The sequence below is a fragment of the Streptomyces sp. NA04227 genome, from assembly GCF_013364195.1.
In the GTDB taxonomy this organism is placed as follows: Bacteria; Actinomycetota; Actinomycetes; order Streptomycetales; family Streptomycetaceae; genus Streptomyces.
This window is the reverse complement of record NZ_CP054918.1, coordinates 1,261,539-1,285,714: the sequence shown is the minus strand read 5'-3', so window position 1 is coordinate 1,285,714 and position 24,176 is coordinate 1,261,539. Positions and strand designations below refer to the sequence as shown.

Below are 24,176 nucleotides of genomic sequence, written 5' to 3'. Positions count from 1 at the left end.
GTCGTACGACGCCGCTCGCGCCACGATCCGAGCGACAGGCTCTATGTTGAACTCCGGGGGTCCGGGCGCCGGTTGACCGCCGCCCGGACCCCCGGACGCCGTATCCGCGTACCCGCCGACCGAGGCCGAGGAGCCGTCACCATGTCCACCGCCACCCCGGGTCCCAGCCAGGAACTGGGTGCCTTTCTGCGTGCCCACCGCGAGTTGCTCAAGCCCGCGGACGTGGGTCTGACGGCCACCCTGCGGCGGCGGACACCCGGTCTGCGCCGGGAGGAGGTCGCCTCGCTGTCCGGTGTCGGCCTGGCCTGGTACACCTGGCTGGAACAGGGCCGGGTCACCGCCAGCCGCCAGGTGCTGACCTCGGTGGCCAGGGCGCTGCGGCTTGACGCGGCCGGACTGCGGCACGCGATGAGGCTGGCCGGTTACCACGAACCGGCGGCGTCCGACGCCGAGTCGACGGGCCTGGCCGCGACGGTCCGGCCGATCCTCGACTCCTGGCCGGTCAGCCCGGCGGTGCTGCTCGACCGGCACTTCGACCTGCTCGCCTGGAACGCGCCGTGGAGCGCGCTGTGGGGCAGCCCCGAGTCCGTACCGGCCGACCGGCGCAACCTGATGTGGCTGATGGTCGCCGACCAGCGGCTGCGCACGGTGCTGCACGACTGGGAGCCGCTGGCCATGAACATCTTCCAGCACTTCCGTTCCCAGGCGGGACCCGCGCTCGCCGATCCGCGCACCGGCGAGCTCTACGACCGCCTTGAGGAGGACGCGCCGGAACTCCGCCACTGGTGGGACTGCCACTCGGTGGCGGAGCTGACGGCCCGCACGGTGACCGTGCAGCCGCCGGGGATGGCGCCGACGGCCCTGTCGTTGTCGTCCTTCCACCCGGTGGACGACCCGTCCGCGCTGGTGCTGCTCTGCACGCCGCTGAGCGAGCAGGACCGCCAGCGGATCGCGGCACTGTGTGAGCGTCCGCTGCGGGCGGTGGAACCGGAGGGCGCCGCGGAGCGCGCGGCGGGCTGAGCGGTTAAGACGGCCTGAGCGGGTTGGTGAGGGCCTGAGCGGTGCTGCTGGACTGAGCGGTTTGGTGACGGGCTGAGCGGTGGTGACGGATCCGGTTCTCCGGACCCGTCACCACCGCTCGGGTCTACGGCCGCGCGGCTTCTTCGGAGCCCGCGCCGGGCGCCGGTGCCGCATCCGACGTGGCCGCCGCATCCGACGCGCTCCGGCGCAGCCCGTTGCTGACGGTGAGCGCCGCGAGCGCCGAGATCAGCGCGAGGCCCGCTCCGACGACGAGGGTGCCGTCGCCGGTGTCACCGAAGGCGCCCACGGCCCAGGCGCCGAGTCCGGTACCGGCGTACATGGTCGAGGTCAGCCAGGCGCTGGAGGTGGCCCGCAGATCGGGTGCGGCGGTGCCGGCCAGGGTCTGCTGGTCGATGACGAACCCGCCGCTCGCCACGAACCAGATCGTCACGCCGAGGAGGGCGAGCACGATGCCGGGGCCGACCGAGGTCAGGGCGGTGCCCGCCGCGAGGAGCAGCCCCCACACCGGCAGCAGCGGCAGATGGTTCCGGCCCGCCGCCCGGGCCCGGTCGCCCAGCTTGCCGCCCAGCAGGGAACCGGCCACGCTGCCCGCGCCGACCAGGACACCGACCAGGCCGAGCGCGGCCACCGACAGATCGAACCGGTCGGCGAGCAGGACGCCGAGGAAGGTGTAGGCACCCAGGTTGGCCGCGTGGAAGACCGTGTTGACGATCAGAGCCTTGCGCAGCGCGGGGTGGCCCCAGGCGGCGAGTACGGCGGCGATCGCTCCGCGGCTCTGCGCCGGGGTGTCGGCCGGGGGAGCGCCGGTCACCTGGCGCAGCAGCAACGGTACGGCCGCGGCGGTGCCGATGGCCAGGGCGAGGAACGCCGAACGCCAGCCCGCGACTTCGGCAAGGAGCGCGCCGAGCGGTACGCCGATGACCTGGCCGGAGGAGAACAGGGCCATGCCGAGCCCGAGCGCCCGGCCGCGTACCTCCTCGGGCGCGGTCTCGGCGATGTGCGCCCAGATCGCCGGGCCCGCCGCGGCGGCGGCCAGACCGGCCAGGGCGCGCGAGACGATCAGCAGGGTGAGGCCGGTCGACACGGCGGCGGTCGCGTTGGCCACCGCGAACAGGACGGTCCCGGCGAGCAGCGCCCGGCGCCGTCCGACGCGGTCGCTGAGCAGTCCGAGGAAGGGCGCGGCGATCGCGTAGACGAGGACGTACGCGGTGACGCTCTGGGCGGCGGCGGACTCGGAGACGTCGATGTCGTCCGCGATGCTCGGCAGCAGCGGGGAGACCAGGAAGGTCTCGGTGCCGAACAGGAAGAGGAGAACGAAGACGCCCGCGTACCGCCATCGGTCGAACGCGGGCTGCTGTCCGCTCGAACTCACGGGGGATCACTGCCTTTCGGAAGGGGGAGGGCGGGGACGAGGAGGGACAGGGGCCCGCACACCAAGTCACCGGCGGATGCCGCCGGTTGGGGCGCTCGGGGTGCCTGGGGCTGTGGGCGCGTCTGCGCTGCCCTGCCCCCGCCATCGTTTCCGCCGCCCTGCCGGGCAGCCAGACAGGCGTTCGTCCTGTTACCCGTACTCACAGGCTGGGCGTCCGGCGAGCTTTGCCCCGCGGCGTGGCCGACGCCGGACCGCGCGGCGCCCCTTCCCGCAGGGCCGGGAACGGCCCGTCACCGGACCCCCGCACGTACGTCCGCCGCGCGGCACTAGGCTTTCGCCCATGCTGAAGGTGGGTCTGACCGGTGGCATCGGCGCCGGCAAGAGCGAGGTGTCCCGGCTGCTCGTGGCGAGTGGTGCGGTGCTCATCGACGCGGACAGGATCGCGCGCGAGGTCGTGGAGCCGGGTACGCCCGGGCTCGCGGCGATCGTCGAGGCCTTCGGCGAGGAGGTGCTCGCCGGGGACGGCAGCCTGGACCGGCCGAAACTCGGCGGCATCGTCTTCGCCGACAAGGAGAAGCTGGCCGTCCTGAACGGCATCGTGCACCCGCTGGTCGGGGCCCGGTCCGCGGAACTGGAGAAGGCAGCGGCCCAGGACGCCGTCGTGGTGCACGACGTACCGCTGCTCACCGAGAACGGCCTCGCGCCCTTCTACGACCTGGTCGTCGTCGTGGACGCCTCGCCCGAGACCCAGCTGGAGCGCCTGGTCGGGCTGCGCGGCATGAGCGAGGAGGACGCCCGGGCCCGGATGGCCGCCCAGGCCACCCGTGAGCAGCGTCGCGCGGTCGCCGACCTCGTCATCGACAACGACGGCGAGCTGGCCGCACTGCACGCCCGCGTCGCCGAGGTCTGGGCGGAACTGCGGCGCAGGGCGGGGGAGCGGAGCGCCGCGGAATAGTCGCGGCCCGGCGGGCGTTGAACCAGCGGAGCGAGGGAAGGACTTCTGTCGTGCCCGAAAGCAGTGGATCCGCCGGACCGACGCCGCAGACGCATGTCATCGACTTCCGCGCTGCCGAGCAACTGCTCGCCGCGCGCGACCCCCGAGGAGCGGTGAAACTCCTCGACTCCGTGATCGCCGCGCACCCGGAGAACACCGCGGCCCGCCTGCTGCGGGCCCGCGCCTTCTTCGCCGCCGCCCAACTACGGCCCGCCGAGCTGGAGTTCAGCATCGTGCTGGAGCGCGAGCCGGACAACGCCTTCGCCCACTTCGCCCTCGCCCGCACCTACGAGCGGGCCGGACGCCCCGAGCAGGCCAAGCGCCACTTCCGGCTCGCGGCCGCGCTCGACCCCCAGCCCGAGTACCTCCAGGCCGCCCGCTTCGACTCCTGAGGGCCGGGTCGGGCCGCTCCCGGGGCTGCCCGGAACCCGCCGCGTCCGACCGGTGGCACTGTCCCGCTCAGCGGTGGCGTCTCAGCGGTGGCGTCTCAGCCGTGGCGTCTCATCGGTGGCGTCGACGCGGCCGGAGATCGTCCAGCGGCTGGTACGGCGGTACCTCGGGCCCCGGCTGGTAGTGCGGCCCCTGCCGGATGTGCCGTACGACCAGGAACAGGTCCGTCACCACCACGAGGAACAGCACCGCACAGGCGGCGGCCCAGCCCGGCCTGCCCACCAGCACGAAGGCGACCGTTCCGCCCACGGCCCAGAGCAGGCCCCACAGGCTCAGCCAGAAGCGCAGGCGCAGGGCGCTGCGCGCGGTGACGGGTTCGTTTCCCGAGCGCCTCATCGTTTCGCCTCCCGGGCGGCGGAGGTCTCCTCTCCACCAGTGTGCGACGCGGAGCGGGGGCACGCAGGGTGCTCGCGGGGGAACGCCGGGTGCCGTCCGGGCGTTGACAGGGCATGAGTCTGCAGATGCGAACGGGACACAAAGGGACGGGGCCCGGCGCGATCACGCCGGACGGCTGCGCGGTCGACCTCTACGCACGTCTGCCCGTCGGCGACGAGCCGGACATCATCGCGGCCGCGGTGCCCTCGGGGGCGCGGCTGCTCGAACTGGGCTGCGGGGTGGGGCGGATGACCCATCCCCTGGTCGAGCGGGGCTTCACCGTGACCGCGGTGGACGAATCATCGGAGATGCTGGCGCGGGTCGACGGGGCTCGTACGGTGTGCGGCCCGATCGAGGGCCTGGAGCTCGGGGAGACCTTCGACGTCGTGCTCCTCGCCTCCTTCCTCGTCCACACCGGGGACGAGCGGGTCCGGCAGGGACTGCTGCGCACCTGTCGTCGCCACCTCGGCCCGGGCGGCGTCGTACTGATCCAGCGGGAGGGCGAGGACTACCACTCCAGGGTGCCGCGCGAGCGTGTTGATCCGAGCGGGTTCACGGTCCGGATCTGCTCCTCCGAACCGGTCGGTGGCGGCGTCCACTCGGTGCACGTCGAGTACGAGTTCCCGGACGCCTCCTGGACCCAGACCTTCCGTGCGCGCCCCCTGACGAAGGAGGCCTTCGAGGCGGCACTCGCCGAAGCCGGTCTCGCCGTGGACCGGTATCTCACCTCGGACGGGATCTGGGTGCGGGCCGTCGCCGCCGACTGACCACCCGGTGCGGGGACCGGGTCACCGGGCCCGGTTCCCGCACATCGGCCGTACCGGTTGATACGGCCGGGCAGGCATGTCCGGGCAGGCATGTCCGGGCAGGCACGTCCGGGGCGGTGACGCGTGCCAAGTCACCGCTCCGGGCGGGGCCTTCGCGAACGGGGGCGTCCGGAGCGGGAGTTGTCCCGGCCGGAGGGGTTCTCGTCCCGTCCGGAGCGCGAGCTGTCCCGGCCCGAGCGGGATCCGTCCCGCCCGGAGGGTCCGGGCTCGCCGGCATCCGGCCCGGTCGGCTCGCCCGGCTCGTCCCCCTCGTACGACTCGTCCGGCTCGGGCGGCACCGGATGCGGTCCCTTGAACCCGCGGGGCACTCCCGGGGCCGCGGTCCCGCCGAACGCGATACCGCCGCGCAGCCGTTCCATGTCCCGACGGTCGCGCTTGGTGGGGCGTCCCGCGCCGCGATCCCGTACGCCCGCGGGTGCGACGGCCTCGCGGGGCGGTGGCGGCGGGCTGTTGTCGACGTAGGCTTGCACGGCCTCCGGTGCGCCCACGCGCTTGCGCAGCAGCCGTGTGACCACGACGATCCGCTCCCGGCCCGCGTGCCGCAGTCGTACCTCGTCGCCGACCGTGACCCCGTGCGCGGGCTTGACCCGCTCGCCGTTGACCCGCACATGTCCGCCACGGCAGGCGGTGGCGGCCAGGGAACGGCTCTTGACCAGGCGTACGGACCAGATCCAGCTGTCGACGCGTACCGATCCGCCCTGCCCCGCACCGCTCGCCACGCCTTGCCCGCCGCCGTTCGCGGCCTTGTACCCGCCGCCGTCCGCGTCGTTCTTCGTGCCGTGGCCGTCGTCCGGGTCGGAGGTGTGTGCCGTCATGGCACCGACCCTAAGGTCTGTCCGCGAGCCTGTCCGGTGGATATCGGCCGACCGTCGCCAGAAGGTTGTCGACCAGCGGGTTCGTCTCGTTCTTGTGCCAGGCGACGGCGACCCGGGTGCGGGCGACGCCGGGACCGAGACCGCGGAAGGCGACCCCTTGGAGGCGGATGCGCCGGATGCTCGCCGGGGCCACGGAGACGCCGAGACCGGCTTCCACCAGCGCGCACACCGTCTGCCACTCCACCGCGTGCTGCGCGATCCGCGGCGTGAAGCCCGCTGCGACGCACAGGCCGGTGATCTGGTCGTACAGTCCCGGACCGGCCGCGCGGGGCAGGAGTACGAAGGGGGAGTGCGCCAACCGGTCGAGGCGCACGGTGCGTTGGGCGGCCAGCGGGTGCGTCTTCGGCAGGACGGCGACGAAGGGCTCGTCGAGTACGGTCGCGAAGCCGATCTCCGTGTCGTCGGCGGGCGGTTCGCGGAGCAGGCCGATGTCGATGCTCTTGTCGCGCAGGGCGGCGAGTTGGGGCGCGGTGGTCATCTCGTGGATGTCCAGGCGCACGCCGGGAAACCGGTGGCCGAAGGTCCGCAGCAGACCGGGCAGGACGGTCAGGGCGAGCGAGGCGGCGAAGCCGATGCGCAGGCTGCCGGTCCGCCCGTCGCCGACGGCGCGTGTCGCGGCAAGTCCGTCGGCCAGGCCGGTCAGTGCCCGCCGTGCCGCGGGCAGCAGTTCGCGGCCGGCCGGGGTGAGGGTGACGCCGCCCGGCTCGCGACGGAACAGACCATGGCCGACCTTGTCCTCCAGGCGGCGGATCTGCTGGCTCAACGGCGGTTGCGCGATGCCGAGTCGGGCGGCCGCGCGGCCGAAGTGAAGTTCCTCGGCGAGCACGGCGAAGGTGTACAGCTGCGCGAGGGGGAGTTCGGGGCGCTCCATACGCTCAGGGATATCAGATCATCGCCGAGGGAGTATTGGACGTATCGGTACGGGACACTTAGCGTGCGGCGCATGACAGAGCGACGCGCGATCCTCAGCGGCTCGACCTTTGAGGAACAGATCGGTTATGCCCGTGCCGTGATCGACGGTGACTGGGTGCACGTGTCCGGGACGACCGGCTTCGACTACTCCACGATGACCATCTCCGACGACGTGGTCGACCAGGCCGAGCAGTGCCTGCGCAATATCGGGGCCGCGCTGGCCGAGGCGGGGTGCACCTTCGCGGATGTGGTGCGGGTGCGCTATCTGTTGCCCGAGCGCGCGGACTTCGAGCCCTGCTGGCCCGTGCTGCGCAGTGCGTTCGGGGAGGTACGGCCCGCTGCCACGATGCTCGTGTGCGGCCTCGCCGACCCTCGTATGAAGATCGAGATCGAGACGTACGCGCGGCGTCGGGTCGCCCAATAGGTGACCGCACTCACCCGCCGTCAGCCCGCCCGGGTGCCGTCCCTGCGCCGCTTGCGTTCGGCCGGTGACTCCACGGACTGCAACTCCAGGGTCATGGGCACCGGTACGAGACCGGGACCGCCCTCGGCCGCCCACCGGATGATCTCCTCCGTGCAGTCCGCGCCCATCGACCAGCCGATCCACACCGGCCGCCCGCCCCGCAGCCGCCCCTGCGCCGAGGGCCGCAGCACCACGATGTTGGCCTGGTCGCACGGTCCGAGGCAGTCGGTGACCCGTACCGTGAACCGCCCGCCGGACTCGGCCGCCGCGGCCTCGAACCGCCGTAGCTGGGCCGCGTGGTCCCAGCCGGGGTACTTGGCCGCCTGACCGCAGCAGCAGCCCCGGCACACCACGAGGGTGCACGGGCCGCCGCGAGCGGGCCGGATCGCCGTACGAACGCTCACTGTTCTCCTTGCCTGGGGCCGTGACCTGGGCAGCCATGGTGCGCGCCGCCCGACGGACCAGCATGCACGGTGCCGTGGTCCCGGAGACAACCGGGACCACGGCACCGTGGTGTTCATCGCGCCGCCGTCACCTCACCGGGCAGGTGCGCGTGCGGCGTGCGCCGCCCCAACTTCCTTCGGGGTGTGCTTACTTGGCCAGGGCGCCGGACGGCTTGGGCAGGGTGCAGCCCTCGGCGTCCAGGTCCAGCTTGCTGCCCTCGCCGAAGCAGGCGGGGACGTTGTACGTCTGCTGGGCGTAGTTGATGCCCTTGTGGACGGTGACGTTGCCGTTCTCGTCGACCTCGCACGGGTTGTTGTCCGTGCACTCCTCGCCGGACTCGTTGCCGGTGTTGTTCACGGCGACGACCTTGCCGGTCGCGTCGTCGATCACCGGGGAGCCGGAGGTGCCGCCGATGGTCTTGCACTCCGGGGTGTAGCGGATGGAGTCCTTCCAGGTCCACTTGCCCTCGCGCAGCTCGTGCACGAAACCGTCGACGCTGCAGCTGTAGGTCTTCTTCCAGTAGCCGGAGACCACGGTGATGGCCTTGCCCTCTTCCGGGCGCTGGTCGGCGAGTTCGAGTGCCTTGATGCCCGACTTCTCCTCGATCTGCTGGTACGTGCTGTCCAGCTCGTACACGGAGAGGTCGGTGTCGGTCATGGTGCCGTAGGCGACCTTGGTGGCCGTGAGCGTCGCGGCCTCGCTCGCGTCGCCCTTGAGCAGCGTGAACGTACGGCTGGAGGGCTGGTCGACGACGACCTCGCCCGGGGCGGGGAAACCCTCCTCCAGGCAGTGGCCGTTGGACATGACCAGGGCCGGGTCCTCGGGCTTGGAGTCGGGCATCCGTATCAGGGAGCCGGAGCAGTTGCTGAGCGCGACGGTGCCCGCGAAGTCGACGGCCTTGGGCTTGGTGGGCTTCGCGGCGGCGGCGTCGGAGGCCGTCAGCGCGGTGGCGGGGGCGATGCCCGCACCCAGGAGGGCGACGGTGAACAGCGCACCGACCAGAGGCTTCTTCATGTGGGGGGTTCCTCTGTGTATCGAACCGAAGTTCTTCAATCTTCGGTTCTTCCGGATTTGGCATGGGCATTGTGGGGTGTCCATGTGTCGCGGGACAAGAGCGGACCGCCGTCAACGTCACTCGTGACAGGGTCGTTTGCCGCTGACATGTCCCTGCTCCGGTCCGGAAATCCCGTGTCTTCCCCGCGGACACGCAACTCCCTTACCGTGCAGTGAATTTGACGGGGCTCGAAGGGAGCGGGACATGTTCGGACGTACGGGAGCCGCCGCGGCACTGGTGGCGGCGGGTGCTCTGGCACTGGGTACCGGCCCCGCCTCGGCCGCCGACACGGAGCAGTCGCCCTACTCGGCGACCACCGGCGTGGGGCTGCACAACGCCTACGAGAAGAGCAAGTACCCGTACTTCGCCGACGCCCTGGACTCCGGTGCGGGCATGCTCGAACTCGACGTGTGGACCAATGTCTTCGGCCGCTCCTGGCGCGTCTCGCACAGCAACCCGCTCGGCAACGACAACAACTGCGAGAACGCGCAGAGCCCGGCGGAACTGCGCACCAAGCCCACCAGCCAGGACCTCGGCGGCTGCCTGTCCGACATCCGCGCCTGGCACGAGGCGCACCCGGGTCACCGGCCCGTCGTCCTCAAGGTGGAGCTCAAGGACGGCTTCCAGAACAACAACGGCCGCGGGCCCGCCGCCCTGGACGCCCTGCTGGACGCGAAACTCGGCGACGCCCTGTTCCGTCCCGCCGACCTCCTGGGCGCCCACCCGGACCTGGACTCGGCTTCCAAGGCCGGTGCCTGGCCCGAACGCGGCGCGCTCGCCGGGAAGTTCCTGGTCGAGCTGATCCCGGGCACCGTCGAGGAGTCCAACCCGGCCGACACCCTGTGGACCGACCGCGAGTACGCCACCCACCTGCGGGACCTGGCCGCCGCCGGCCGGCTCGGCGAGGCCGCCGCGTTCCCCGCCGTGCACAAGGCCGCCGCCGGTGACCCGCGCACCCGCTACCAGGACGCCTCGCTGCGCCCGTGGTTCGTCGTCTTCGACGGCGACGCCGCCACCTACCTGGGCGGCGGCATCGACACCCGCTGGTACGCCGCGAACAACTACCTCGTCGTCATGACCGACGCCCACAAGGTCGCCCCGGCGATCGACGGCGTCAATCCGACCGAGGCCCAGGCGCGGGCGCGGGTCGCCCAACTCGCCGAGAACCGGGCCAGCATCGCCTCCGCGGACTGGTACCCGCTGCCCGGCGTCCTCGCCACCGTCCTGCCGCGCGGCACCGCGGGCTGACGCACCCGGGGCACGCGCCGGCGCGGGTACTCGGCCCGCCCGGTGCGTGCGCCCCTCCCGCACGAGTTCCGGAAATCCCCGCCCGCACCGATGAGTTCCGCGACCCCCGCCGGTCTGACCCGTGAGGACGTCCGTGAGGACGCCGGTCAGGACCGCACCCGAAGGGGGAGACCATGGCACTGCCGAGGATCGTCGGCCGCGAGGAGTGGCTCGCAGCGCGCAGGACGCTGCTCGCCAAGGAGAAGGCGGCCACCCGAGCACGCGACGAACTCAACGCGGAGCGCCGCGAGTTGCCCATGGTGCGGATCGACAAGGACTACCTCTTCGAGGGGTCCGACGGGCCGGTGACACTGGCCGGGCTCTTCGAGGGCCGCGACCAGCTCGTCGTCTACCACTTCATGTTCCAGCCCGAATGGGACGCAGGATGCCGCAGCTGCTCGGCCTTCCTGGACCAGATCGGCCACCTCGCCCACCTGAACGCCCGGGGCACCACGTTCGCGGCCGTCTCCCGCGCCCCGTACCGCAAGATCCTGCCCTTCAAGGCGCGCATGGGCTGGACGGTCCCCTGGTACTCGGCCCACGGCAGCGACTTCACCTACGACTTCCACGTCTCCTTCGACGAGTCCGTGGCCCCGGTCGCGTACAACTACCGCACCGAGGAGGAACACCGCGGCGCCGGAACCGGCTACTACGTCGACGGTGAGCAGCCCTACGACCTGCCCGGCCTGAGCTGCTTCCTGCGCGACGGCGAGCGCGTCTTCCACACCTACTCCACCTACGCCAGGGGACTGGACGGCCTCGGCTCCACCAGCAGCCTGCTCGACCTCACCGCCCTCGGCCGCCGCGAGGACTGGGAGAAACCCGCGGGCCGCGCCTCCGCCCTGGGCGCTCCGGCGGGCAACGACGGGGTGCTGTACCACGACGAGTACGAGGACTGACATCCACGAAGTGGTGCCGCCCCTGCTCACCGTGGTCCTGGTCTGGGTGATGGCCGTCCGCGACCTGTTCACCGGCGCCTACGAGGGAACGCCGCTGCCGGTCCGGGTGGGCTTGGTGCTCGGCGCCCCGGTGTCGGTGAGCGCCGTCGCGCTCTGGGAGTTCCTCCGGCTGGGCAGGCACCACGGGCTCATGCTGCGGGGCGCGTTGGCGCGCTGACCGGCGTACGGGAGCGCGGCACCGAGGAACGTGCCTCCATACGCGAGGCCGTGCTCCCCCTGCGCGAGTACGCGAGACCGTGCGCTTCTGCACGAGGCCGCGAGCCGGGCGCGAACATGCGCCCCGGGAACGGGACATGAGCCCCCCGCACTCCGGCCACCACCCGGCGAGCCCGGACACAGCTGAGCCCCGGCTGCCGTGAGGGCCGGGGCTCAGCTGCACCTGAACCGGAGAAAGGTCTTGTGAACCGGGGAAAGGTCCCGGAGCGCGACGGTCAGGCGACGACCGGCCGGGTCCACGCGGGCGGGGTGCCGGTGAGCCGGCACAGGGCCAGATACAGCGGAATGGGCGGTGTGTAGGGGACCTCCGCGTCCGGGCGATGGATCAGCCCCGGAGGGCGCGGCACGTCGGGCACCAGGGCACCGGTGGTGTAGTGCGCGGGCTCGGGCCACTGCAGGGCCACGTCCGAGTCCGAGGGAACGATCCACCACCAGCGCGAGCCGTCCGCGTAGACACAGCCGGCGCGCGGCAGCCGGGCGAGCAGCAACCGGCCGTAGCCCGCGGGCACTTCGACCGCGTCGCAGCCGAGCGGGGTCGACATGTCGCCGGGCAGACTCAGCCGCAGCGGGGCACTCGTGAGGGGGGAGCGACGCGTCCGCGCGAGACGGACGAGACCGTCCAGTGTCCGCACGGGAGCTGCGCTCACGCCCATACCGGTGCCCGCCCTTCCGCTGTGACCGCCGACGTACCGCCGCGCTCGTTCGATGTCCGGCCTCGGGGCAGTTCCGCCCAGACCAGCAGTCCGGGACCGGTTTCCTGCGCCCCCCACGACGAGCAGACCGCCGAGACGAGGAGCAATCCCCTCCCGTGCTCCTCCTCCGGCCGCTGTGGCGAGGGACTCGGACCCGAGGCCGTACAACCCTCGTCGCGCACGGCGATCCGCAAGGTGCCCGCCTCGTCGCGGAGTTCGCAGACGATGCGCCGGGACGCCGTGTGCACGATGGCGTTCGTCACCAGTTCGGAGACGACGAGTTCCGCCGCCTCACAGGTGTCCGCGCAGATCGACCAGCCATCGAGCCGGTCCCTGGTCAGCCGCCTGGCACGCGCGGCGGAACCCGGGTGCGGGGCCAGCTCGAAGTGAAAACGGCGCTCACCGGGCTGCTCGGAGACCGCCGTACCGACGGTTCCCCGGGCCGCTGCGGCGGCGTCTGTGCCTAACGGCGCGGACCTAGTCACGCTTGCCACTATCGCCGCGCCACGAACACTTGGCAAGTGGCACTTTGAAAAGTGCAGAGTGGTGTGGGCCTTCCTGGCAGCCCATGGCACACTGCTCGCAACAGCGTGCCGGACACGCCCAGTTGGGGCGGCTCCGGACCGGATTGGGACATCGTGGAGGAACGACGTGAGCGAGCCGCGGTCCGCGCCGACGGTCGGCCAGGTCGTACTCGGCCGACGTCTGCAGGACCTGCGTGAACGCGCGGGCCTCAAGCGGGAGGAAGCCGCCAAGGTACTGCGCGTCGCCCCCGCCACCGTCCGCCGCATGGAGATGGCCGAGGTCGGCTTCAAAATCCCCTACCTCCAACTCCTCCTGAAGTCCTACGGAGTGGCCGACGACGAGGCGGAAGCTTTCATCAGCCTCGCCGAAGAGGCCAACAAACCCGGCTGGTGGCAGCGGTTCCACGACATCCTGCCGGGCTGGTTCTCCATGTACGTCAGCCTGGAAGGCGCAGCCAGCCTCATCCGCTCCTACGACCCCCACTTCGTCCCCGGCCTCCTGCAGACCGAGGACTACGCCCGCGCCGTCATGGCCTCCGGCGCCCTCGGACAGACCGTGCCCGCGGACATCGAGCGGCACGTCGCGCTGCGCATGCAACGCCAGCAACTCCTCACCCGCGAGGAGGACGCACCACGCCTGTGGGTCGTCATGGACGAGACCGCGCTGCGCCGCCCCGCCGGGGACTCCGCGGTCATGCGGGCCCAGATCGACCGCCTCCTGGAGGCGATGGAGATGCCCAACGTCACCCTCCAGGTCGCCGAGTTCGCCTCCGGCCCCCACCCCGGCACATACGGGCCCTTCGTGCTGTTCCGATTCGCCATGCCCGAACTCCCCGACATGGTCTACAGCGAGTACCTGACCGGTGCCGTCTACCTGGACGCACGCCCCGAAGTGGCCACTCACCTCGAGGTCATGGACCGTATGGCGGCGCAGGCCGCGACGGCACATCGCACGAAGGAGATCCTCCGGGATCTCCGTCAGGAGTACTGAATGGATCATCCCCCGGCCCAGCGCATATACAACGGGATGCCCGCACGCGAACTCGGCAGCGAGGGCTGGCACAAGCCGTGGAGCGGCGGCAACGGCGGCAACTGCGTCGAGGCCATGAAGCTCGCCGACGGCCGGGTCGCCGTCCGCCAGTCCGCCGACCCCGACGGCCCCGCGCTGATCTACACCACGGGTGAAATCTCCGCGTTCATCCTCGGGGCCAAGGCCGGGGAAGCGGACTTCCTGCTCTCCTGACCCCGCTCGACGCGACTCCGCTCCGCCCAACTCCGCCCCGACCCCGCCCGGGCCGCCGCAGGGCACCCGCCACTCACGGCCCGGTCCGCACGGCACTCGCCACGCATGGCCCGGGACACCGGCCGTCCACCGCCCACGACCCCCAGGAGCCCAGATGACCGGGCACGACCGCGCCCCCGGCTCGCGCATCGACACCAGCAAGCCGCACCCGGCCCGCATGTACGACTGGTGGCTCGGCGGCAAGGACAACTACCCCGTCGACGAGGAAATGGGCCGCAAGCTCCTCGCCATCGAACCGCGCATCCCGATCATGGCCCGCGCCAACCGCGCCTTCATGCAACGCGCCACCCGCTGGCTCGCCCAACACGGCATCACCCAGTTCCTGGACATCGGCAGCGGCATCCCCACCGAGCCCAACCTGCACCAGATCGCCCAGCGCACCGCGCCCGAGGCCCGCGTCGTCTACTGCGACAACGACCCCATCGTCCTCGCCCACGCCGAAGCCCTGCTGCGCAGCACACCCGAGGGCCGCACCGCCTACCTCCAGGCCGACGTCCGCGACCCCGCCGACATCCTCGAACGCGCCCGCGACACCCTCGACTTCACCCGGCCCGTCGCCCTCTCCCTCATCGCCCTGCTCCACTTCATCACCGACGAGGACGGCGCCTACGACCTCGTCGACGCCTTCCTGCAGGGGCTCCCGACGGGCAGCTACCTCATGCTGTCCCACGGCACCGGGCAGTTCACCCCCAAGGGCGCCGCCGAAGCCGACGAGCTCTACAAGAACAGCGGCATCACCCTCGCCCTGCGCGACCGCCACGAAGTCGAACGCTTCTTCCACGGACTCGAACTCGTCGACCCCGGCGTCGCCGTCATCGACACCTGGCATCCCGAACTCGGCGAACCCGTCGAGGGCCAGCAGGACTTCCAGCCGATGCCCGGGTTCGGGGCGGTTGCGCGCAAGGTGTGAGGTGGGAGGGGGAGTTGGGGGAGTTGGGGGAGCGTAGGTACAAATGCAGGTACAGACGTGTACGTAGTGCAGCTGCAGGTGCAGCCGTGCACGTAACACAGATGCAGGTACAGCCGTCCTCGCCGGTCCGGTGAGTCCGTCGGTGCGGTGAGCCCCGTGTGTGGCGTCCGCCGGTACGCGGGAGTCCGTCCGGCTACGCGGCCATCGGCCGGTCGAACGGTCCGACCGGCCGCGGAAGCCGGTCGTGGCCCGTCAGCATGCGGTCCACCGCCGCCGCCACCGAGCGACCCTCCGCGATCGCCCAGACGATCAACGACTGCCCGCGCCCGGCATCCCCCGCCACGAACACCCCCGGCACACCGGTCGCGAACCCCTCGTCCCGTACGTACGTACCGCGCGCGTCCATCCGCAGACCCAGCTGCTCGGCGATCCCGTCATCCGGATCCGGACCAGTGAACCCCAGGGCCAGCAGCACCAGATCGGCCCCGAGCACCCGCTCCGAACCCTCCTTCACCCGGCGCCCCCCATCCACCTCCACCAGATGCACCTCACGCACATGACCCGAGGCGTCCCCCGTGAACCGCACCGTCGACGCCGCGAACAGCCGGGCATCCGCATCGGCCGCGGGCGCCGAGCGCAGGGCGCCCGCCTCCTCGTGCGCGGCCGTCAGACGGTAGACCTTCGGATGCGTCGGCCAGGGCTCGGCCAACTCGTCGCGCCCCTGAGCCGGTTGCGGATAGATGTCCAACTGCGTCACGGACGCCGCGCCCTGCCGGACCGCGGTGCCCAGACAGTCCGCGCCCGTGTCACCGCCGCCCACGATCACCACATGCCGGCCCGCCGCGTCGACCGGCGAGACAGCGAAGTCTCCCTCGCCCACCCGGTTGGCCAGCGGCAGATACTCCATCGCCTGATGAATCCCACTCAACCCCCGCCCGGGCAAGGGGAGTTCACGTGACGCGGTGGCACCCACCGTCAGTACGACCGCGTCGTGCCGCGCACGCAACTCCGCCGCGTCCACATCGCGGCCCACCCGGGTCGACACCCGAAACCGCGTGCCCTCCTCCTCCAACTGCCGCAGTCTGCGCTCCAGATGGCGCCGCTCCATCTTGAAACTCGGAATCCCGTACCGCATCAGACCGCCGAGCCGGTCGTCGCGCTCGTACACCACGACCGTGTGCCCCGCCCGCGTCAGCTGCTGTGCCGCCGCCAGACCGGCGGGCCCCGAGCCGACCACCGCCACCGTGCGCCCCGAAAGACGGTCCGGCGGACGCGCCGGGGCAAGCCCCTCGGCCCAGGCCCGGTCCGCGATCGCCGCCTCCACGTTCTTGATCGTCACCGCGGGCTGATTGATCGCCAGCACACACCCCGACTCACAGGGCGCCGGACACAGCAGCCCGGTGAACTCGGGGAAGTTGTTCGTCGAGTGCAGCCGGTCCGAGGCGTCCTGCCAGTCGTCCCGCGCCACCAGGTCGTTCCACTCCGGGATCAGATTCCCGAGCGGGCACGCCTGATGGCAGAACGGCACCCCGCAGTCCATACACCGGTCCGCCTGCTCCGCGATGATCGGCAGCAGGCCCCCGGGCACATACACCTCGTCCCAGTCCCCGACCCGCTCCTCGACGGGACGGCGCGGCCAGTCCTTGCGCGGGGTGTGGAGAAAACCCTTGGGGTCGGCCATGGGGGTTTCCCTAGCTGTAGCGGAGACGCTTTCGGGTGCCCCTTGGGCCACGATACGGCGGTTGGGTGGATTGGGCGCTTTGGGTGTGGGGAGTGCTTCCGGGTGCGGGTGCGGGTGCGGGTGCGGGCGGGGGCTCGTGCGCGGGCTCGGCTTCGGGTGGGCGCGCCCTCTCAGGCGATGGCGAGGAGGAAGCAGGCGGAGGCCGCCAGCGCGGCGCCGGCGCGGATGTGGTTCCAGGCGGTCCACTCGGCGAGGTACGTGTGCCAGTACTCCTCGCTCTCCGGTGACTCGGGGTCGAGCTCCGCCAACACGTTGTTACGGGGCACGTTCGCCGTCACCGTCACGCCGAAGCACCCGGCCAGGTAGAGGGCGGCACCCAGCAGCAGTTCGATGCTGCCCTCGTCCGGCCACTGAATCAGGGTGATGATCGCCAGGACGAGGCTCAGTGCCGCCGCGCCCAGGAAGAACACCATGAACCCCACCCGCACCGCCGCCACGTTGATCGCCTGCATCGCGGCGATGCCACGGGCCGACGGGAGCGCGGCGAGCCCCCGCATCACGAACGTCGAGAACGCGACGAAGACTCCGGCCACCACACCGCAGAACAGCGCGCCCAGCACGGTGAGTACAAAATACGGTCCGTCGATCATGACTGCTCCGGGGAGGTGTTGGGCGGGAGGGGAGTGGAGGGAGGGGGAGGGGAATGGTGTGTGGGTGGGGGGTGGGTCCGTAAGCGGTGCCGCGGTCCGGGTCGCGAGGTCGCGGAGTCGCGGAGTGAGGGAGTCGAGGGAGCCGAGGGGGGTAGGGAATCGGAGAATCGAAAACACGTGACCATGAGAGTGTCGGCCGGGAGCGGCCAGGACACCACCGCAAGGACTGGACGGAGCGGAGTTTCCGTGCGCGATACCCCAGCCCTACGGCGCCCCGAGCCGCCGAACAGCGCGGCATGATGACCGGATGCGACTCGAAGCCATCACCTGGGAAAGGCTCGGCGCGACACTCGCCGACCGGCTGCTCGCCGTCGAACCGGACGACGGCGGCACGCGCCCGCGCATGGCCCTCGACGGCGCCCCCGCGGCGCAACCGGAGGCACTCGCCCAACGCATCGCCGAGGAACTGCGCCTGCGTGGCCGCCCGGCCGCGGTGATCGGCACCGAAGGCTTTCTGCGTCCGGCTTCCCTGCGCTTCGAGTTCGGTCACCAGGACCCCGACTCGTACTTCGACGGCTGGTTCGACATCAAGGCCCTCTGGCGTGAGGTCTTCACTCCGCTGGAACCGGGCGGCGACGGACGCGTCCTGCCCGACCTCTGGGACCCGGCCACCGACCGCGCCACCCGCAGCCCATACGTCACACTCCCACCCGGAGGCGTACTCCTGCTGCACGGGCCGATGCTCCTGCACCACTGGTTCCCCTTCGACCTCACCGCCCACCTACGACTCTCCCCGGCAGCCCTGCGCCGCCGCACCCCCGAGGAACAGCAGTGGACCCTCCCGGCCCTGGCGCGCTACGAGGCGGAGGCGGATCCGACGGCCGCGGCGGACGTGGTGGTACGGGCCGATGATCCGCGGCATCCGGCGTGGAGTGGGTGAGGGGCGTTGGCCGGGGGCTGGGGCCCTGCGACGATCCGCCGATCATCTGGCAGTCCCTGAAGTCGCGTTCCGCTCCGAAGTTCTGCTCTCTCCCCCCGGGGGGGCTCCCCCCCCGCCCCGCCCCCACCCCACCCACGCCCTCCACCCCACCCCACGACCGCCCCGCCCTCTCCGCACATGCGGGCCACCCGCCCCGCCCCCACAATGAAGAAGCCGGGATTTGCGACGCGTCCCGCGCCGCGCCGGCCGTACCGGGAGGCACTGCATGACCACCGCTGCAGACATCATGAACCCCGGGGCCCAGTGGATTCCCGCCCATGAAACCCTGGACCGCGCCGCGCAGTTGATGCGCGAACTCGATGTCGGCGCTCTGCCCATCAGCGACGAGAACGAGCGGCTGTGCGGAATCCTCACCGATCGCGACATCGTCGTGGGCTGTGTGGCCATGGGGCACGACCCCGCCCAGACCACCGCCGGTGAGATGGCCAAGGGCACGCCCCGCTGGATCGACGCGGGCGCCGATGTGTCCGAGGTCCTCGGCGAGATGAAGGACCACCGCATCCGCCGGCTGCCGGTCATCCGCGACAAGAAGCTCGTGGGCATGATCAGTGAGGCGGACCTGGCGGCCGAGTTGAGCGAGCATCAGCTCGCGGACTGGGTGGAGAGCATCTACGCGCGCACCTGACGCTCTCCTCACGCAGACCGACGGTCTGGCCGTCTGGCCGGTCTGACGAGGACCCGGGTCCGGCGGGCACGGATCGGACCCGACTTCGTCGGCCCGGCAGGCCGTTGCCACTCCACTGACATTGCCGCTTCAGCGCTTCAGCGCGTCAGTGCCTCGACCGTCACCGCATCAATCCGTCATCACAACCACCCGTTCCTGCGGAAGCCCCGGTGGAGGCCGAAGCAGAGCGCGCCGATCACGGCGAGCAGGACCGCGTAGCCGTACCGCGCGTGAAGTCCGGGCATGTAGTCGAAGTTCATGCCGTACACGCCACAGACCATCGTCGGCACCGCGATCACGGCCGCCCATGCGGTGATCTTCCGCATGTCCGCGTTCTGCGCCACGGTCACCTGCGCGAGATGTGCCTGGAGGATCGAGTTGAGCAGCTCGTCGAAGGCGGCGACCTGCTCGGCCACCCGGAGCAGGTGATCGGACACGTCGCGGAAGTAGGCCTGTATCTCCGGTGGGACCACCGGGGGTGGCTCTGTGGCCAGCGTCTGGACCGGGCGGCCCAGCGGTACGACGGCCCGCTTGAACTCCAGGAGTTCTCGCTTCAGTTGATAGATGCGCCCGGGGTCGGCCCGCTCACCGTCCTTGGCGAACACCTCCATTTCCACTTGGTCGATGTCGGACTGCACGCACTCCGTGACCTTGAGATAGTCGTCCACCACATGGTCGGCGATCGCGTGCAGCACCGCCGCCGGTCCCTTCGCCAACTGCTCGGGAGAGGCTTCGAGGTCCTCCCGTACGTGGCCGAGCGAACCGTGCCGGCCGTGGCGCACTGTGATCACGAAGTCCCGGCCGACGAAGACCATGATCTCGCCGGTGTCCACCACCTCGCTGGTGGCGGTGAGTTGGGCGTGGTCGACGTAGCAGCAGGTCTTGAAGACGGCGAAGAGGGTCTCGCCGTACTCCTCCAACTTCGGCCGCTGGTGGGCGAGTACGGCGTCCTCCACGGCCAGCGGGTGCAGATCGAAGAGATCGGCGATGTCCGCGAACTCCCGCTCGCTGGGTTCGTGCAGGCCCAGCCAGACGAATCCGTCGCCGTGCTTGCGTACGTGTCGTACGGCGTCGCGGACGTCGCTGCTGCCGGACTGGCGTATGCCGCGCCGGTAGGTCACGCAGTTGACCACGGCGGAGCCGAGGGGCGAGCGTGCCGGATGGCTGAGGTCGACCCGGGGTCGCCTGCGGGCGAGGCGGGCGACCCTCCGAAGGCTGTCGACCCCTCGAAGGCTACCGACCTTCCGTAGGTTGCCGGCCATGGACATCTGGGCTCCTCGCGCTGTGGACTGCACTTGGCGGGCAAGTCTGCCACCCGGCGAAGAACGCCGTTCAGGCCTGTGGGAACGGAAGGTTCCGCTCCGTTTTTGGTGAGCAACCAGGCACATTGTGTGACCGATTCCGTTATCGCCTGCCGCCTCCCGCCTCCCGTCGTCACGCATGACCGGCAGCGTGCCGTGTCGTATACGCCCTCCGGTCGGCCTTCTACCGCCGCCTCTGCGGCAGCCGTCCTTCTCCGAATCCCTCGTTCCTCTCCCTGCCCGGCCGCCCGCCCACGCCGACCACCGCCTCGGCGCCCGCCCGGCACCCCTCCTCGGCCGCATGCTCCGGGTCGGCTCCCGCGAGCAGGGCGGTGAGGAAGGCGCCGGTGAAGGCGTCGCCCGCGCCGGTGGTGTCGACCGGTGTCACCGCGGGTGCGGGCACCCGGCGCGAGACCGACCCGCCGCGGGCGACCAGCGCGCCGTCGGCGCCGAGGGTGACGACCACCAGTGGGAACTGGCGGCTGAGCTTGGCCGCGGCGTCCACCGGGTCCGGCAGGCCGGTCAGCAGGCGTGCCTCGTCCAGGTTGGGCAGCAGAATCCCGGCGCCCCGGGTCGTCGTGAGGAATCTCTCGACTCCCTGCTCCGCCAGGAAGCCGGACGAGGCCGGGTCGACGCTCACGGGCACGCCGCGCTCCCGGGCCTCGGCGAGCGCGGCGGCCGCCGTCGACCGGGACGGTTCGGAGAAGAAGAGGTAGCCGGAGATGTGCAGGTGGGCTACGCCGTCCAGGCCGTGGGCCGACCAGTGGTCGGGCGTGAGGGCGAGCGAGGCGCCGGTCGCCGTGAGGAAGGTGCGCTCCGCCGCCGCGCTCTCGTCGACCAGACAGATCACCGTCCCCGTCGGCTCCGTGGGCACGACGACGAGATGAGGCCGAACGCCCGCCTCCCGCAACGCCTGTTCGTGCCAGTCCGCGGAGTCCGCGCCCGCGCTGGCCAGGAGCCGGACCCCATGGGCACCCCAACGTGCGGCCCAGCACGCCACGTTGGCGCCCGCTCCGCCTGGCACGGTACGGATCGTGGCGACCGTGTCCGTGCCGGGCGCCAACGGCTGCCGGTGCCGGGCCACGACATCGGTGACCACGTCACCGAGCACGAGGAGACTTTCCCAGGCCGCAGCCGGGGTCGCATTCACAGCCGGAGCCGGAGCCGGAGCCGGAGCCGGAGCTGTAGCCACGTCCGGATCCACAGCCGCCCCCCGACCTGCAGCCGCGTCTGTAGCCGAGGCCACTGCCCCGATCGCGCGACCCACCACCGGGCGGCCTGCCACTGGATGACCCACCACCGGGCGACCCGCCACCGAGTGACCCGCCAGGGGACGACCCACCCCCGCCCGACTCACCCCCGCACCCACGCACCCGCGACCCGCGCCGCCAGCCTCACATTCCCCCGTACCGCGGCGAGGTTCGCCTCCAAAGACGCCCCCGCCGTGCCCTCGGTGAGGCGTTCCAGGAGGAACGGTGTCACCGCTTGTCCGCTGACGCCCTTCGCCTCGCACTCGGCGAGCGCCGCGTGCAACACCCGGTCGTGCAGCTCCGGGTCGAGCTGTTCGGCGCGGGACACCGGGCGGGCGAGGATCAGTGCGGAGTCCTCGGTGCCCAGGGCGTCCTGGGCGCGCATGACCGCGGCGACCTCTTCGGGTGTGTGCAGTGTCCAGTCGACCGGGTTGCCCGAGTCGGTCAGGTAGAAGCCGGGAAAACGGTCCGTTCCGTAGCCCGCGACCGCCACGCCCAATGTCTCCAGGCGTTGCAGCGTGGCCGGGACGTCGAGGATCGACTTCACACCCGCGCACACCACGGTGATCCTGGTCCGTGCGAGCAGTCCCAGGTCGGCCGACTCGTCCTGGGTCGACGTCCAGTCGCGGTGCACCCCGCCGAGACCTCCGGTGGCGAACACGCGCACTCCCGCGCGCGAGGCGAGCAGCGCGGTCGCCGAGACGGTGGTGGCACCGCTGGCCCCCGTCGCCGTCGCGAGCGGCAGGTCCCGGTGGCTCAGCTTCCGTACCGTGTCGTCCTGGGCGACTCGCTCCAACTGCGCCTCGTCGAGGCCGACATGGGCGCGTCCGTCCAGTACGGCGATGGTCGCGGGTGTCGCGCCCTCCTCGCGTACGAGGGCTTCGAGTTCGAGGGCGACGCGCAGATTGCGCGGGCGGGGCAGGCCGTGGGCGATGATCGTCGACTCCAGGGCGACGACCGGACGGCCCGCCGTCAGTGCCTGAGCGACCTCGTCGGAAACAACCAGCACCGCACACCTCCGCGCTCCGGGACTTTCCTCTCATCCTGGCGACCTCGCGCGCGGGCCAAACCCCCACCGTGCACAACCCTGTTGGCCGGACCTCCGTCTCTCCGCCCGGCCGTCAGAACAGCGGCTGCGGCAGGACTCCTTCCAGGGCGAGGAGCTGACGCTTGGTCTCCAGCCCGCCGCCGAAACCGCCGATGCCACCGTCCCTCTCCACCACACGGTGGCAGGGCACCACCACCGGCAGCGGGTTGGAGCCCATGGCCACGCCGACCGCCTGCGCGGCAGCGGGCTGCCCGACCTTCGCCGCCAGGTCCCCGTACCCCGCCACGCTGCCGAACGGCACCCCGGCCGTCAGCTCTTCGAGCACCTGCCGGTTGAAGCCCCGGGCTCCCGAGAGCATCCGCCAGTCCAGGGGCAGCGTGAACGCGTGCAGGCGGCCCGCGAAGTAGGCATCGAGCTGGCGTATCGGCTCCGCCAGCAGGTCCGAGGAGGGTTCGTGCACAGGCTCGGTTCCCAGCCGTGCGGCCAGCCGTTCCAGTGCCCGGTCGCGGACGCGGTCCGTGGCATGGAAGACGACATTGACCAGGCCCTGCTCCGTCGCGGCGAGCAGCAGGGGACCGATGTCGGTGGCACGCACCGTCCAGACCAGCCGCCGCCCACCCCGGCCGTCCTCACCGGCATCGAGACCGGCATTGACACCGGTCTCGATACCGGCATCAACACTGGCACCGGACCCCGCGGCGTTCTCACTCTTCATACGACCACCGTAGGCACCGCCACTGACAGTGCCCCCGCGGTCCGGACAGCGGGCCCCCGACACGAACCCACCGTCCGGACGGCATCCCTCCCTCAGCCTCAGCCGTCCCGACGGCACCCTCCCTCGCCGCGACCCGGGCGGTACGGCTCAGCTCGACGAGATGGCGTCGCGCACCACGTCGGGAACGTTCGTGATGATCCCGTCGACGCCGTAGCCCGCGACCCGGCGCGCGGTCTGCGCGTCGTTGACGGTCCAGGTCGACATCGTCAGCGGCTTGCCGTGCGCGCCGCGCACCGCGTGCACCGCGTCCACGTAGCCCGCCGTCAGCGTGGCCGCGCTCGGGTTGATCTGGTCCGCGAACTGTCCGTACGCGCCGAGTTCCGAGACCGGGGGAGCGCCGAGGAAGCCGGTGACGACGTCCGGGCGCTCGGCGTGCAGGGTGCGCAGCGAGGGCGCGCTGAAGCTCTGCACCACCAGGCGGCGGGCCAGGTGGGAGGCGTCGAGCCAGTTCTGCTCGCCGAGGACGCGCAGCACGTCGTTCTCGATGCCCGGGTAGAGCTCCGGCGCCTTGATCTCCAGGAGGAGCTTCTGCCGGTTCTCGTCGACGCGTTCCAGGTACTGCTTCAGTGTGGGCACCCGGGCGCCCGCGTACTCCTGGCCGTACCAGCTGCCCGCGTCCAGGCGGGCGATCTCCGCGGCGGTGAAGTCGGCGACCTTCCACGGGGAGCGGTCGGGGAAGACCTGCTCCACGTCCGTGGTGCGCTTCAGGTCCGTGTCGTGCAGCACGACGAGTTCGCCGTCCCTGGTGCGCTGCACATCGTTCTCGACCCAGTCGAAGCCCAGCTCACGTGCCTTGTCGACGGCGGCGAGCGTGTTCTCCGGCGCATGGCCGGAGGCGCCCCGGTGCGAGATGACGGTGATCTCCTCGGCGGCCCTGGCGGACGGCGCGGCCTGGGCGGGAGCCCCGGGCTGCAGGAACACGACGGCTGAGATCGCGGCGGTAGTGGTGGCGACTGCTGCGCGTGTGAGCACGGCTACTCCTCGTGTCTGACGTCACGTACGGGTCAAGGCTGGCAGCGGAGAGTCAACGGGGGGCAGGTTCAGGATGGCCACAGGTTGAAGGGGGCCGCTCTTTTGCTCACTGCGGCGGCACATTGCGGAGTGGCCGT

General features: G+C 71.5%; 28 protein-coding genes. 13 read left to right on the top strand and 15 right to left on the bottom strand.

The genetic code is table 11. The features are described 5' to 3' along the window. The first annotated feature begins 141 nt into the window (after positions 1 to 141). Positions 142 to 1,020, top strand: coding sequence for a helix-turn-helix domain-containing protein (locus HUT18_RS05310; RefSeq protein WP_176098263.1), 879 nt, complete (start codon positions 142 to 144; stop codon positions 1,018 to 1,020). Positions 1,021 to 1,144: 124 nt separating this feature from the next. Here HUT18_RS05310 and HUT18_RS05305 read toward each other — a convergent pair whose 3' ends face one another. Continuing rightward, positions 1,145 to 2,413 (bottom strand): MFS transporter, encoded by a 1,269-nt coding sequence (locus HUT18_RS05305; RefSeq protein WP_176098261.1) that lies wholly within the window; start codon positions 2,411 to 2,413, stop codon positions 1,145 to 1,147. Positions 2,414 to 2,753: 340 nt separating this feature from the next. On the opposite strand from HUT18_RS05305, the gene coaE reads away from it, so the two are divergent. Together coaE and HUT18_RS05295 are read left to right on the top strand one after the other, a co-directional pair. After that, the gene (gene coaE / locus HUT18_RS05300; protein WP_176098259.1) at positions 2,754 to 3,368 is read left to right on the top strand and encodes a dephospho-CoA kinase; all 615 of its coding nucleotides are present in this window, start codon (positions 2,754 to 2,756) and stop codon (positions 3,366 to 3,368) included. A gap of 50 nt (positions 3,369 to 3,418) precedes the next feature. After that, positions 3,419 to 3,799, top strand: a complete 381-nt coding sequence (locus HUT18_RS05295) for a tetratricopeptide repeat protein (RefSeq protein WP_176098257.1) — start codon at positions 3,419 to 3,421, stop codon at positions 3,797 to 3,799. Between the two features lie 109 nt (positions 3,800 to 3,908). Here HUT18_RS05295 and HUT18_RS05290 read toward each other — a convergent pair whose 3' ends face one another. After that, on the bottom strand, positions 3,909 to 4,193 hold the full coding sequence (locus HUT18_RS05290) for a DUF6343 family protein (RefSeq protein ID WP_176098255.1): 285 nt from the start codon (positions 4,191 to 4,193) through the stop codon (positions 3,909 to 3,911). Positions 4,194 to 4,306: 113 nt separating this feature from the next. On the opposite strand from HUT18_RS05290, the gene HUT18_RS05285 reads away from it, so the two are divergent. Continuing rightward, on the top strand, positions 4,307 to 4,999 hold the full coding sequence (locus HUT18_RS05285) for a bifunctional 2-polyprenyl-6-hydroxyphenol methylase/3-demethylubiquinol 3-O-methyltransferase UbiG (RefSeq protein ID WP_176098253.1): 693 nt from the start codon (positions 4,307 to 4,309) through the stop codon (positions 4,997 to 4,999). Between the two features lie 131 nt (positions 5,000 to 5,130). On the opposite strand, the gene HUT18_RS05280 is transcribed toward HUT18_RS05285, so the two are convergent. Together HUT18_RS05280 and HUT18_RS05275 are read right to left on the bottom strand one after the other, a co-directional pair. Then, a complete protein-coding gene (locus tag HUT18_RS05280) occupies positions 5,131 to 5,874 on the bottom strand; it encodes an RNA-binding S4 domain-containing protein (protein WP_176098252.1) in 744 nt (247 codons plus the stop codon). 10 nt (positions 5,875 to 5,884) lie between these two features. Then, on the bottom strand, positions 5,885 to 6,805 hold the full coding sequence (locus tag HUT18_RS05275) for a LysR family transcriptional regulator (protein ID WP_176098250.1): 921 nt from the start codon (positions 6,803 to 6,805) through the stop codon (positions 5,885 to 5,887). A 72-nt stretch (positions 6,806 to 6,877) separates the two neighbouring features. On the opposite strand from HUT18_RS05275, the gene HUT18_RS05270 reads away from it, so the two are divergent. Continuing rightward, complete coding sequence (locus HUT18_RS05270; RefSeq protein ID WP_176098248.1) at positions 6,878 to 7,270, top strand: RidA family protein; 393 nt, start codon at positions 6,878 to 6,880, stop codon at positions 7,268 to 7,270. A gap of 20 nt (positions 7,271 to 7,290) precedes the next feature. Here the strand turns inward: HUT18_RS05270 and HUT18_RS05265 are convergent, their stop codons facing one another. Both HUT18_RS05265 and HUT18_RS05260 read right to left on the bottom strand, forming a co-directional pair. Continuing rightward, positions 7,291 to 7,713 (bottom strand): (2Fe-2S) ferredoxin domain-containing protein, encoded by a 423-nt coding sequence (locus HUT18_RS05265; protein WP_176098247.1) that lies wholly within the window; start codon positions 7,711 to 7,713, stop codon positions 7,291 to 7,293. A gap of 187 nt (positions 7,714 to 7,900) precedes the next feature. Next, entirely contained in the window at positions 7,901 to 8,767 is an 867-nt protein-coding gene (locus tag HUT18_RS05260) for a serine protease (RefSeq protein ID WP_176098245.1), read from the bottom strand. A gap of 244 nt (positions 8,768 to 9,011) precedes the next feature. On the opposite strand from HUT18_RS05260, the gene HUT18_RS05255 reads away from it, so the two are divergent. The 3 genes from HUT18_RS05255 to HUT18_RS05245 all read left to right on the top strand — a co-directional run bounded on the left by HUT18_RS05255 (position 9,012) and on the right by HUT18_RS05245 (position 11,210). Then, positions 9,012 to 10,055: a phosphatidylinositol-specific phospholipase C domain-containing protein gene (locus HUT18_RS05255; protein WP_176098243.1), complete on the top strand. Its 1,044-nt coding sequence runs from the start codon at positions 9,012 to 9,014 to the stop codon at positions 10,053 to 10,055. Positions 10,056 to 10,228: 173 nt separating this feature from the next. Then, positions 10,229 to 10,993, top strand: a complete 765-nt coding sequence (locus tag HUT18_RS05250) for a DUF899 domain-containing protein (protein ID WP_176098242.1) — start codon at positions 10,229 to 10,231, stop codon at positions 10,991 to 10,993. Between the two features lie 10 nt (positions 10,994 to 11,003). Then, positions 11,004 to 11,210, top strand: coding sequence for a hypothetical protein (locus HUT18_RS05245; protein WP_176098240.1), 207 nt, complete (start codon positions 11,004 to 11,006; stop codon positions 11,208 to 11,210). A 274-nt stretch (positions 11,211 to 11,484) separates the two neighbouring features. Here the strand turns inward: HUT18_RS05245 and HUT18_RS05240 are convergent, their stop codons facing one another. Further along, a complete protein-coding gene (locus HUT18_RS05240; RefSeq protein WP_176098238.1) occupies positions 11,485 to 11,922 on the bottom strand; it encodes a hypothetical protein in 438 nt (145 codons plus the stop codon). Continuing rightward, a complete protein-coding gene (locus HUT18_RS05235) occupies positions 11,913 to 12,446 on the bottom strand; it encodes an ATP-binding protein (protein WP_368661504.1) in 534 nt (177 codons plus the stop codon). Before HUT18_RS05235 ends, HUT18_RS05240 begins: the two co-directional genes overlap by 10 nt. Positions 12,447 to 12,612: 166 nt before the next feature. Here HUT18_RS05235 and HUT18_RS05230 point away from each other — a divergent pair, with 166 nt between their 5' ends. The 3 genes from HUT18_RS05230 (at position 12,613) to HUT18_RS05220 (ending at position 14,698) form a co-directional block, all read left to right on the top strand. Continuing rightward, entirely contained in the window at positions 12,613 to 13,476 is an 864-nt protein-coding gene (locus HUT18_RS05230; RefSeq protein WP_176098234.1) for a helix-turn-helix transcriptional regulator, read from the top strand. Next, positions 13,477 to 13,728: a DUF397 domain-containing protein gene (locus tag HUT18_RS05225; protein WP_176098232.1), complete on the top strand. Its 252-nt coding sequence runs from the start codon at positions 13,477 to 13,479 to the stop codon at positions 13,726 to 13,728. Positions 13,729 to 13,882: 154 nt separating this feature from the next. Beyond that, on the top strand, positions 13,883 to 14,698 hold the full coding sequence (locus HUT18_RS05220; RefSeq protein WP_176098230.1) for an SAM-dependent methyltransferase: 816 nt from the start codon (positions 13,883 to 13,885) through the stop codon (positions 14,696 to 14,698). 193 nt (positions 14,699 to 14,891) lie between these two features. Here HUT18_RS05220 and HUT18_RS05215 read toward each other — a convergent pair whose 3' ends face one another. Both HUT18_RS05215 and HUT18_RS05210 read right to left on the bottom strand, forming a co-directional pair. Beyond that, positions 14,892 to 16,379: a glutamate synthase subunit beta gene (locus HUT18_RS05215; RefSeq protein ID WP_176098229.1), complete on the bottom strand. Its 1,488-nt coding sequence runs from the start codon at positions 16,377 to 16,379 to the stop codon at positions 14,892 to 14,894. Positions 16,380 to 16,549: 170 nt separating this feature from the next. Next, entirely contained in the window at positions 16,550 to 17,029 is a 480-nt protein-coding gene (locus HUT18_RS05210) for a DUF1772 domain-containing protein (RefSeq protein ID WP_176098228.1), read from the bottom strand. Positions 17,030 to 17,336: 307 nt separating this feature from the next. Here HUT18_RS05210 and HUT18_RS05205 point away from each other — a divergent pair, with 307 nt between their 5' ends. Then, the gene (locus HUT18_RS05205; protein ID WP_176098226.1) at positions 17,337 to 17,969 is read left to right on the top strand and encodes a uridine kinase; all 633 of its coding nucleotides are present in this window, start codon (positions 17,337 to 17,339) and stop codon (positions 17,967 to 17,969) included. A 265-nt stretch (positions 17,970 to 18,234) separates the two neighbouring features. After that, positions 18,235 to 18,654, top strand: a complete 420-nt coding sequence (locus tag HUT18_RS05200) for a CBS domain-containing protein (protein ID WP_176098224.1) — start codon at positions 18,235 to 18,237, stop codon at positions 18,652 to 18,654. A gap of 179 nt (positions 18,655 to 18,833) precedes the next feature. On the opposite strand, the gene HUT18_RS05195 is transcribed toward HUT18_RS05200, so the two are convergent. From HUT18_RS05195 to HUT18_RS05175, 5 genes are all read right to left on the bottom strand, one after another. Continuing rightward, complete coding sequence (locus HUT18_RS05195; protein ID WP_176098222.1) at positions 18,834 to 19,961, bottom strand: magnesium and cobalt transport protein CorA; 1,128 nt, start codon at positions 19,959 to 19,961, stop codon at positions 18,834 to 18,836. Between the two features lie 217 nt (positions 19,962 to 20,178). Beyond that, complete coding sequence (locus tag HUT18_RS05190) at positions 20,179 to 21,144, bottom strand: carbohydrate kinase family protein (protein ID WP_176098220.1); 966 nt, start codon at positions 21,142 to 21,144, stop codon at positions 20,179 to 20,181. Positions 21,145 to 21,347: 203 nt separating this feature from the next. Then, the gene (locus tag HUT18_RS05185; RefSeq protein WP_176098218.1) at positions 21,348 to 22,253 is read right to left on the bottom strand and encodes a pseudouridine-5'-phosphate glycosidase; all 906 of its coding nucleotides are present in this window, start codon (positions 22,251 to 22,253) and stop codon (positions 21,348 to 21,350) included. Between the two features lie 112 nt (positions 22,254 to 22,365). Further along, a complete protein-coding gene (locus HUT18_RS05180) occupies positions 22,366 to 23,007 on the bottom strand; it encodes a methylated-DNA--[protein]-cysteine S-methyltransferase (protein WP_176098216.1) in 642 nt (213 codons plus the stop codon). A 147-nt stretch (positions 23,008 to 23,154) separates the two neighbouring features. Next, on the bottom strand, positions 23,155 to 24,039 hold the full coding sequence (locus HUT18_RS05175; RefSeq protein ID WP_176098214.1) for a glycerophosphodiester phosphodiesterase family protein: 885 nt from the start codon (positions 24,037 to 24,039) through the stop codon (positions 23,155 to 23,157). Positions 24,040 to 24,176: the final 137 nt, after the last annotated feature.

What these genes read in the sequence shown, in the direction of transcription:
- HUT18_RS05260 (WP_176098245.1), bottom strand. Translation starts at nt 8,767, where the DNA reads ATGAAGAAGCCTCTGGTCGGTGCGCTGTTCACCGTCGCCCTCCTGGGT.
- HUT18_RS05290 (WP_176098255.1), bottom strand. Translation starts at nt 4,193, where the DNA reads ATGAGGCGCTCGGGAAACGAACCCGTCACCGCGCGCAGCGCCCTGCGC.
- HUT18_RS05270 (WP_176098248.1), top strand. Translation starts at nt 6,878, where the DNA reads ATGACAGAGCGACGCGCGATCCTCAGCGGCTCGACCTTTGAGGAACAG.
- HUT18_RS05180 (WP_176098216.1), bottom strand. Translation starts at nt 23,007, where the DNA reads ATGAAGAGTGAGAACGCCGCGGGGTCCGGTGCCAGTGTTGATGCCGGT.
- HUT18_RS05220 (WP_176098230.1), top strand. Translation starts at nt 13,883, where the DNA reads ATGACCGGGCACGACCGCGCCCCCGGCTCGCGCATCGACACCAGCAAG.
- HUT18_RS05285 (WP_176098253.1), top strand. Translation starts at nt 4,307, where the DNA reads ATGAGTCTGCAGATGCGAACGGGACACAAAGGGACGGGGCCCGGCGCG.
- coaE (WP_176098259.1), top strand. Translation starts at nt 2,754, where the DNA reads ATGCTGAAGGTGGGTCTGACCGGTGGCATCGGCGCCGGCAAGAGCGAG.
- HUT18_RS05255 (WP_176098243.1), top strand. Translation starts at nt 9,012, where the DNA reads ATGTTCGGACGTACGGGAGCCGCCGCGGCACTGGTGGCGGCGGGTGCT.
- HUT18_RS05310 (WP_176098263.1), top strand. Translation starts at nt 142, where the DNA reads ATGTCCACCGCCACCCCGGGTCCCAGCCAGGAACTGGGTGCCTTTCTG.
- HUT18_RS05240 (WP_176098238.1), bottom strand. Translation starts at nt 11,922, where the DNA reads ATGGGCGTGAGCGCAGCTCCCGTGCGGACACTGGACGGTCTCGTCCGT.
- HUT18_RS05215 (WP_176098229.1), bottom strand. Translation starts at nt 16,379, where the DNA reads ATGGCCGACCCCAAGGGTTTTCTCCACACCCCGCGCAAGGACTGGCCG.
- HUT18_RS05280 (WP_176098252.1), bottom strand. Translation starts at nt 5,874, where the DNA reads ATGACGGCACACACCTCCGACCCGGACGACGGCCACGGCACGAAGAAC.
- HUT18_RS05205 (WP_176098226.1), top strand. Translation starts at nt 17,337, where the DNA reads ATGCGACTCGAAGCCATCACCTGGGAAAGGCTCGGCGCGACACTCGCC.
- HUT18_RS05275 (WP_176098250.1), bottom strand. Translation starts at nt 6,805, where the DNA reads ATGGAGCGCCCCGAACTCCCCCTCGCGCAGCTGTACACCTTCGCCGTG.
- HUT18_RS05210 (WP_176098228.1), bottom strand. Translation starts at nt 17,029, where the DNA reads ATGATCGACGGACCGTATTTTGTACTCACCGTGCTGGGCGCGCTGTTC.
- HUT18_RS05200 (WP_176098224.1), top strand. Translation starts at nt 18,235, where the DNA reads ATGACCACCGCTGCAGACATCATGAACCCCGGGGCCCAGTGGATTCCC.
- HUT18_RS05195 (WP_176098222.1), bottom strand. Translation starts at nt 19,961, where the DNA reads ATGTCCATGGCCGGCAACCTACGGAAGGTCGGTAGCCTTCGAGGGGTC.
- HUT18_RS05250 (WP_176098242.1), top strand. Translation starts at nt 10,229, where the DNA reads ATGGCACTGCCGAGGATCGTCGGCCGCGAGGAGTGGCTCGCAGCGCGC.
- HUT18_RS05225 (WP_176098232.1), top strand. Translation starts at nt 13,477, where the DNA reads ATGGATCATCCCCCGGCCCAGCGCATATACAACGGGATGCCCGCACGC.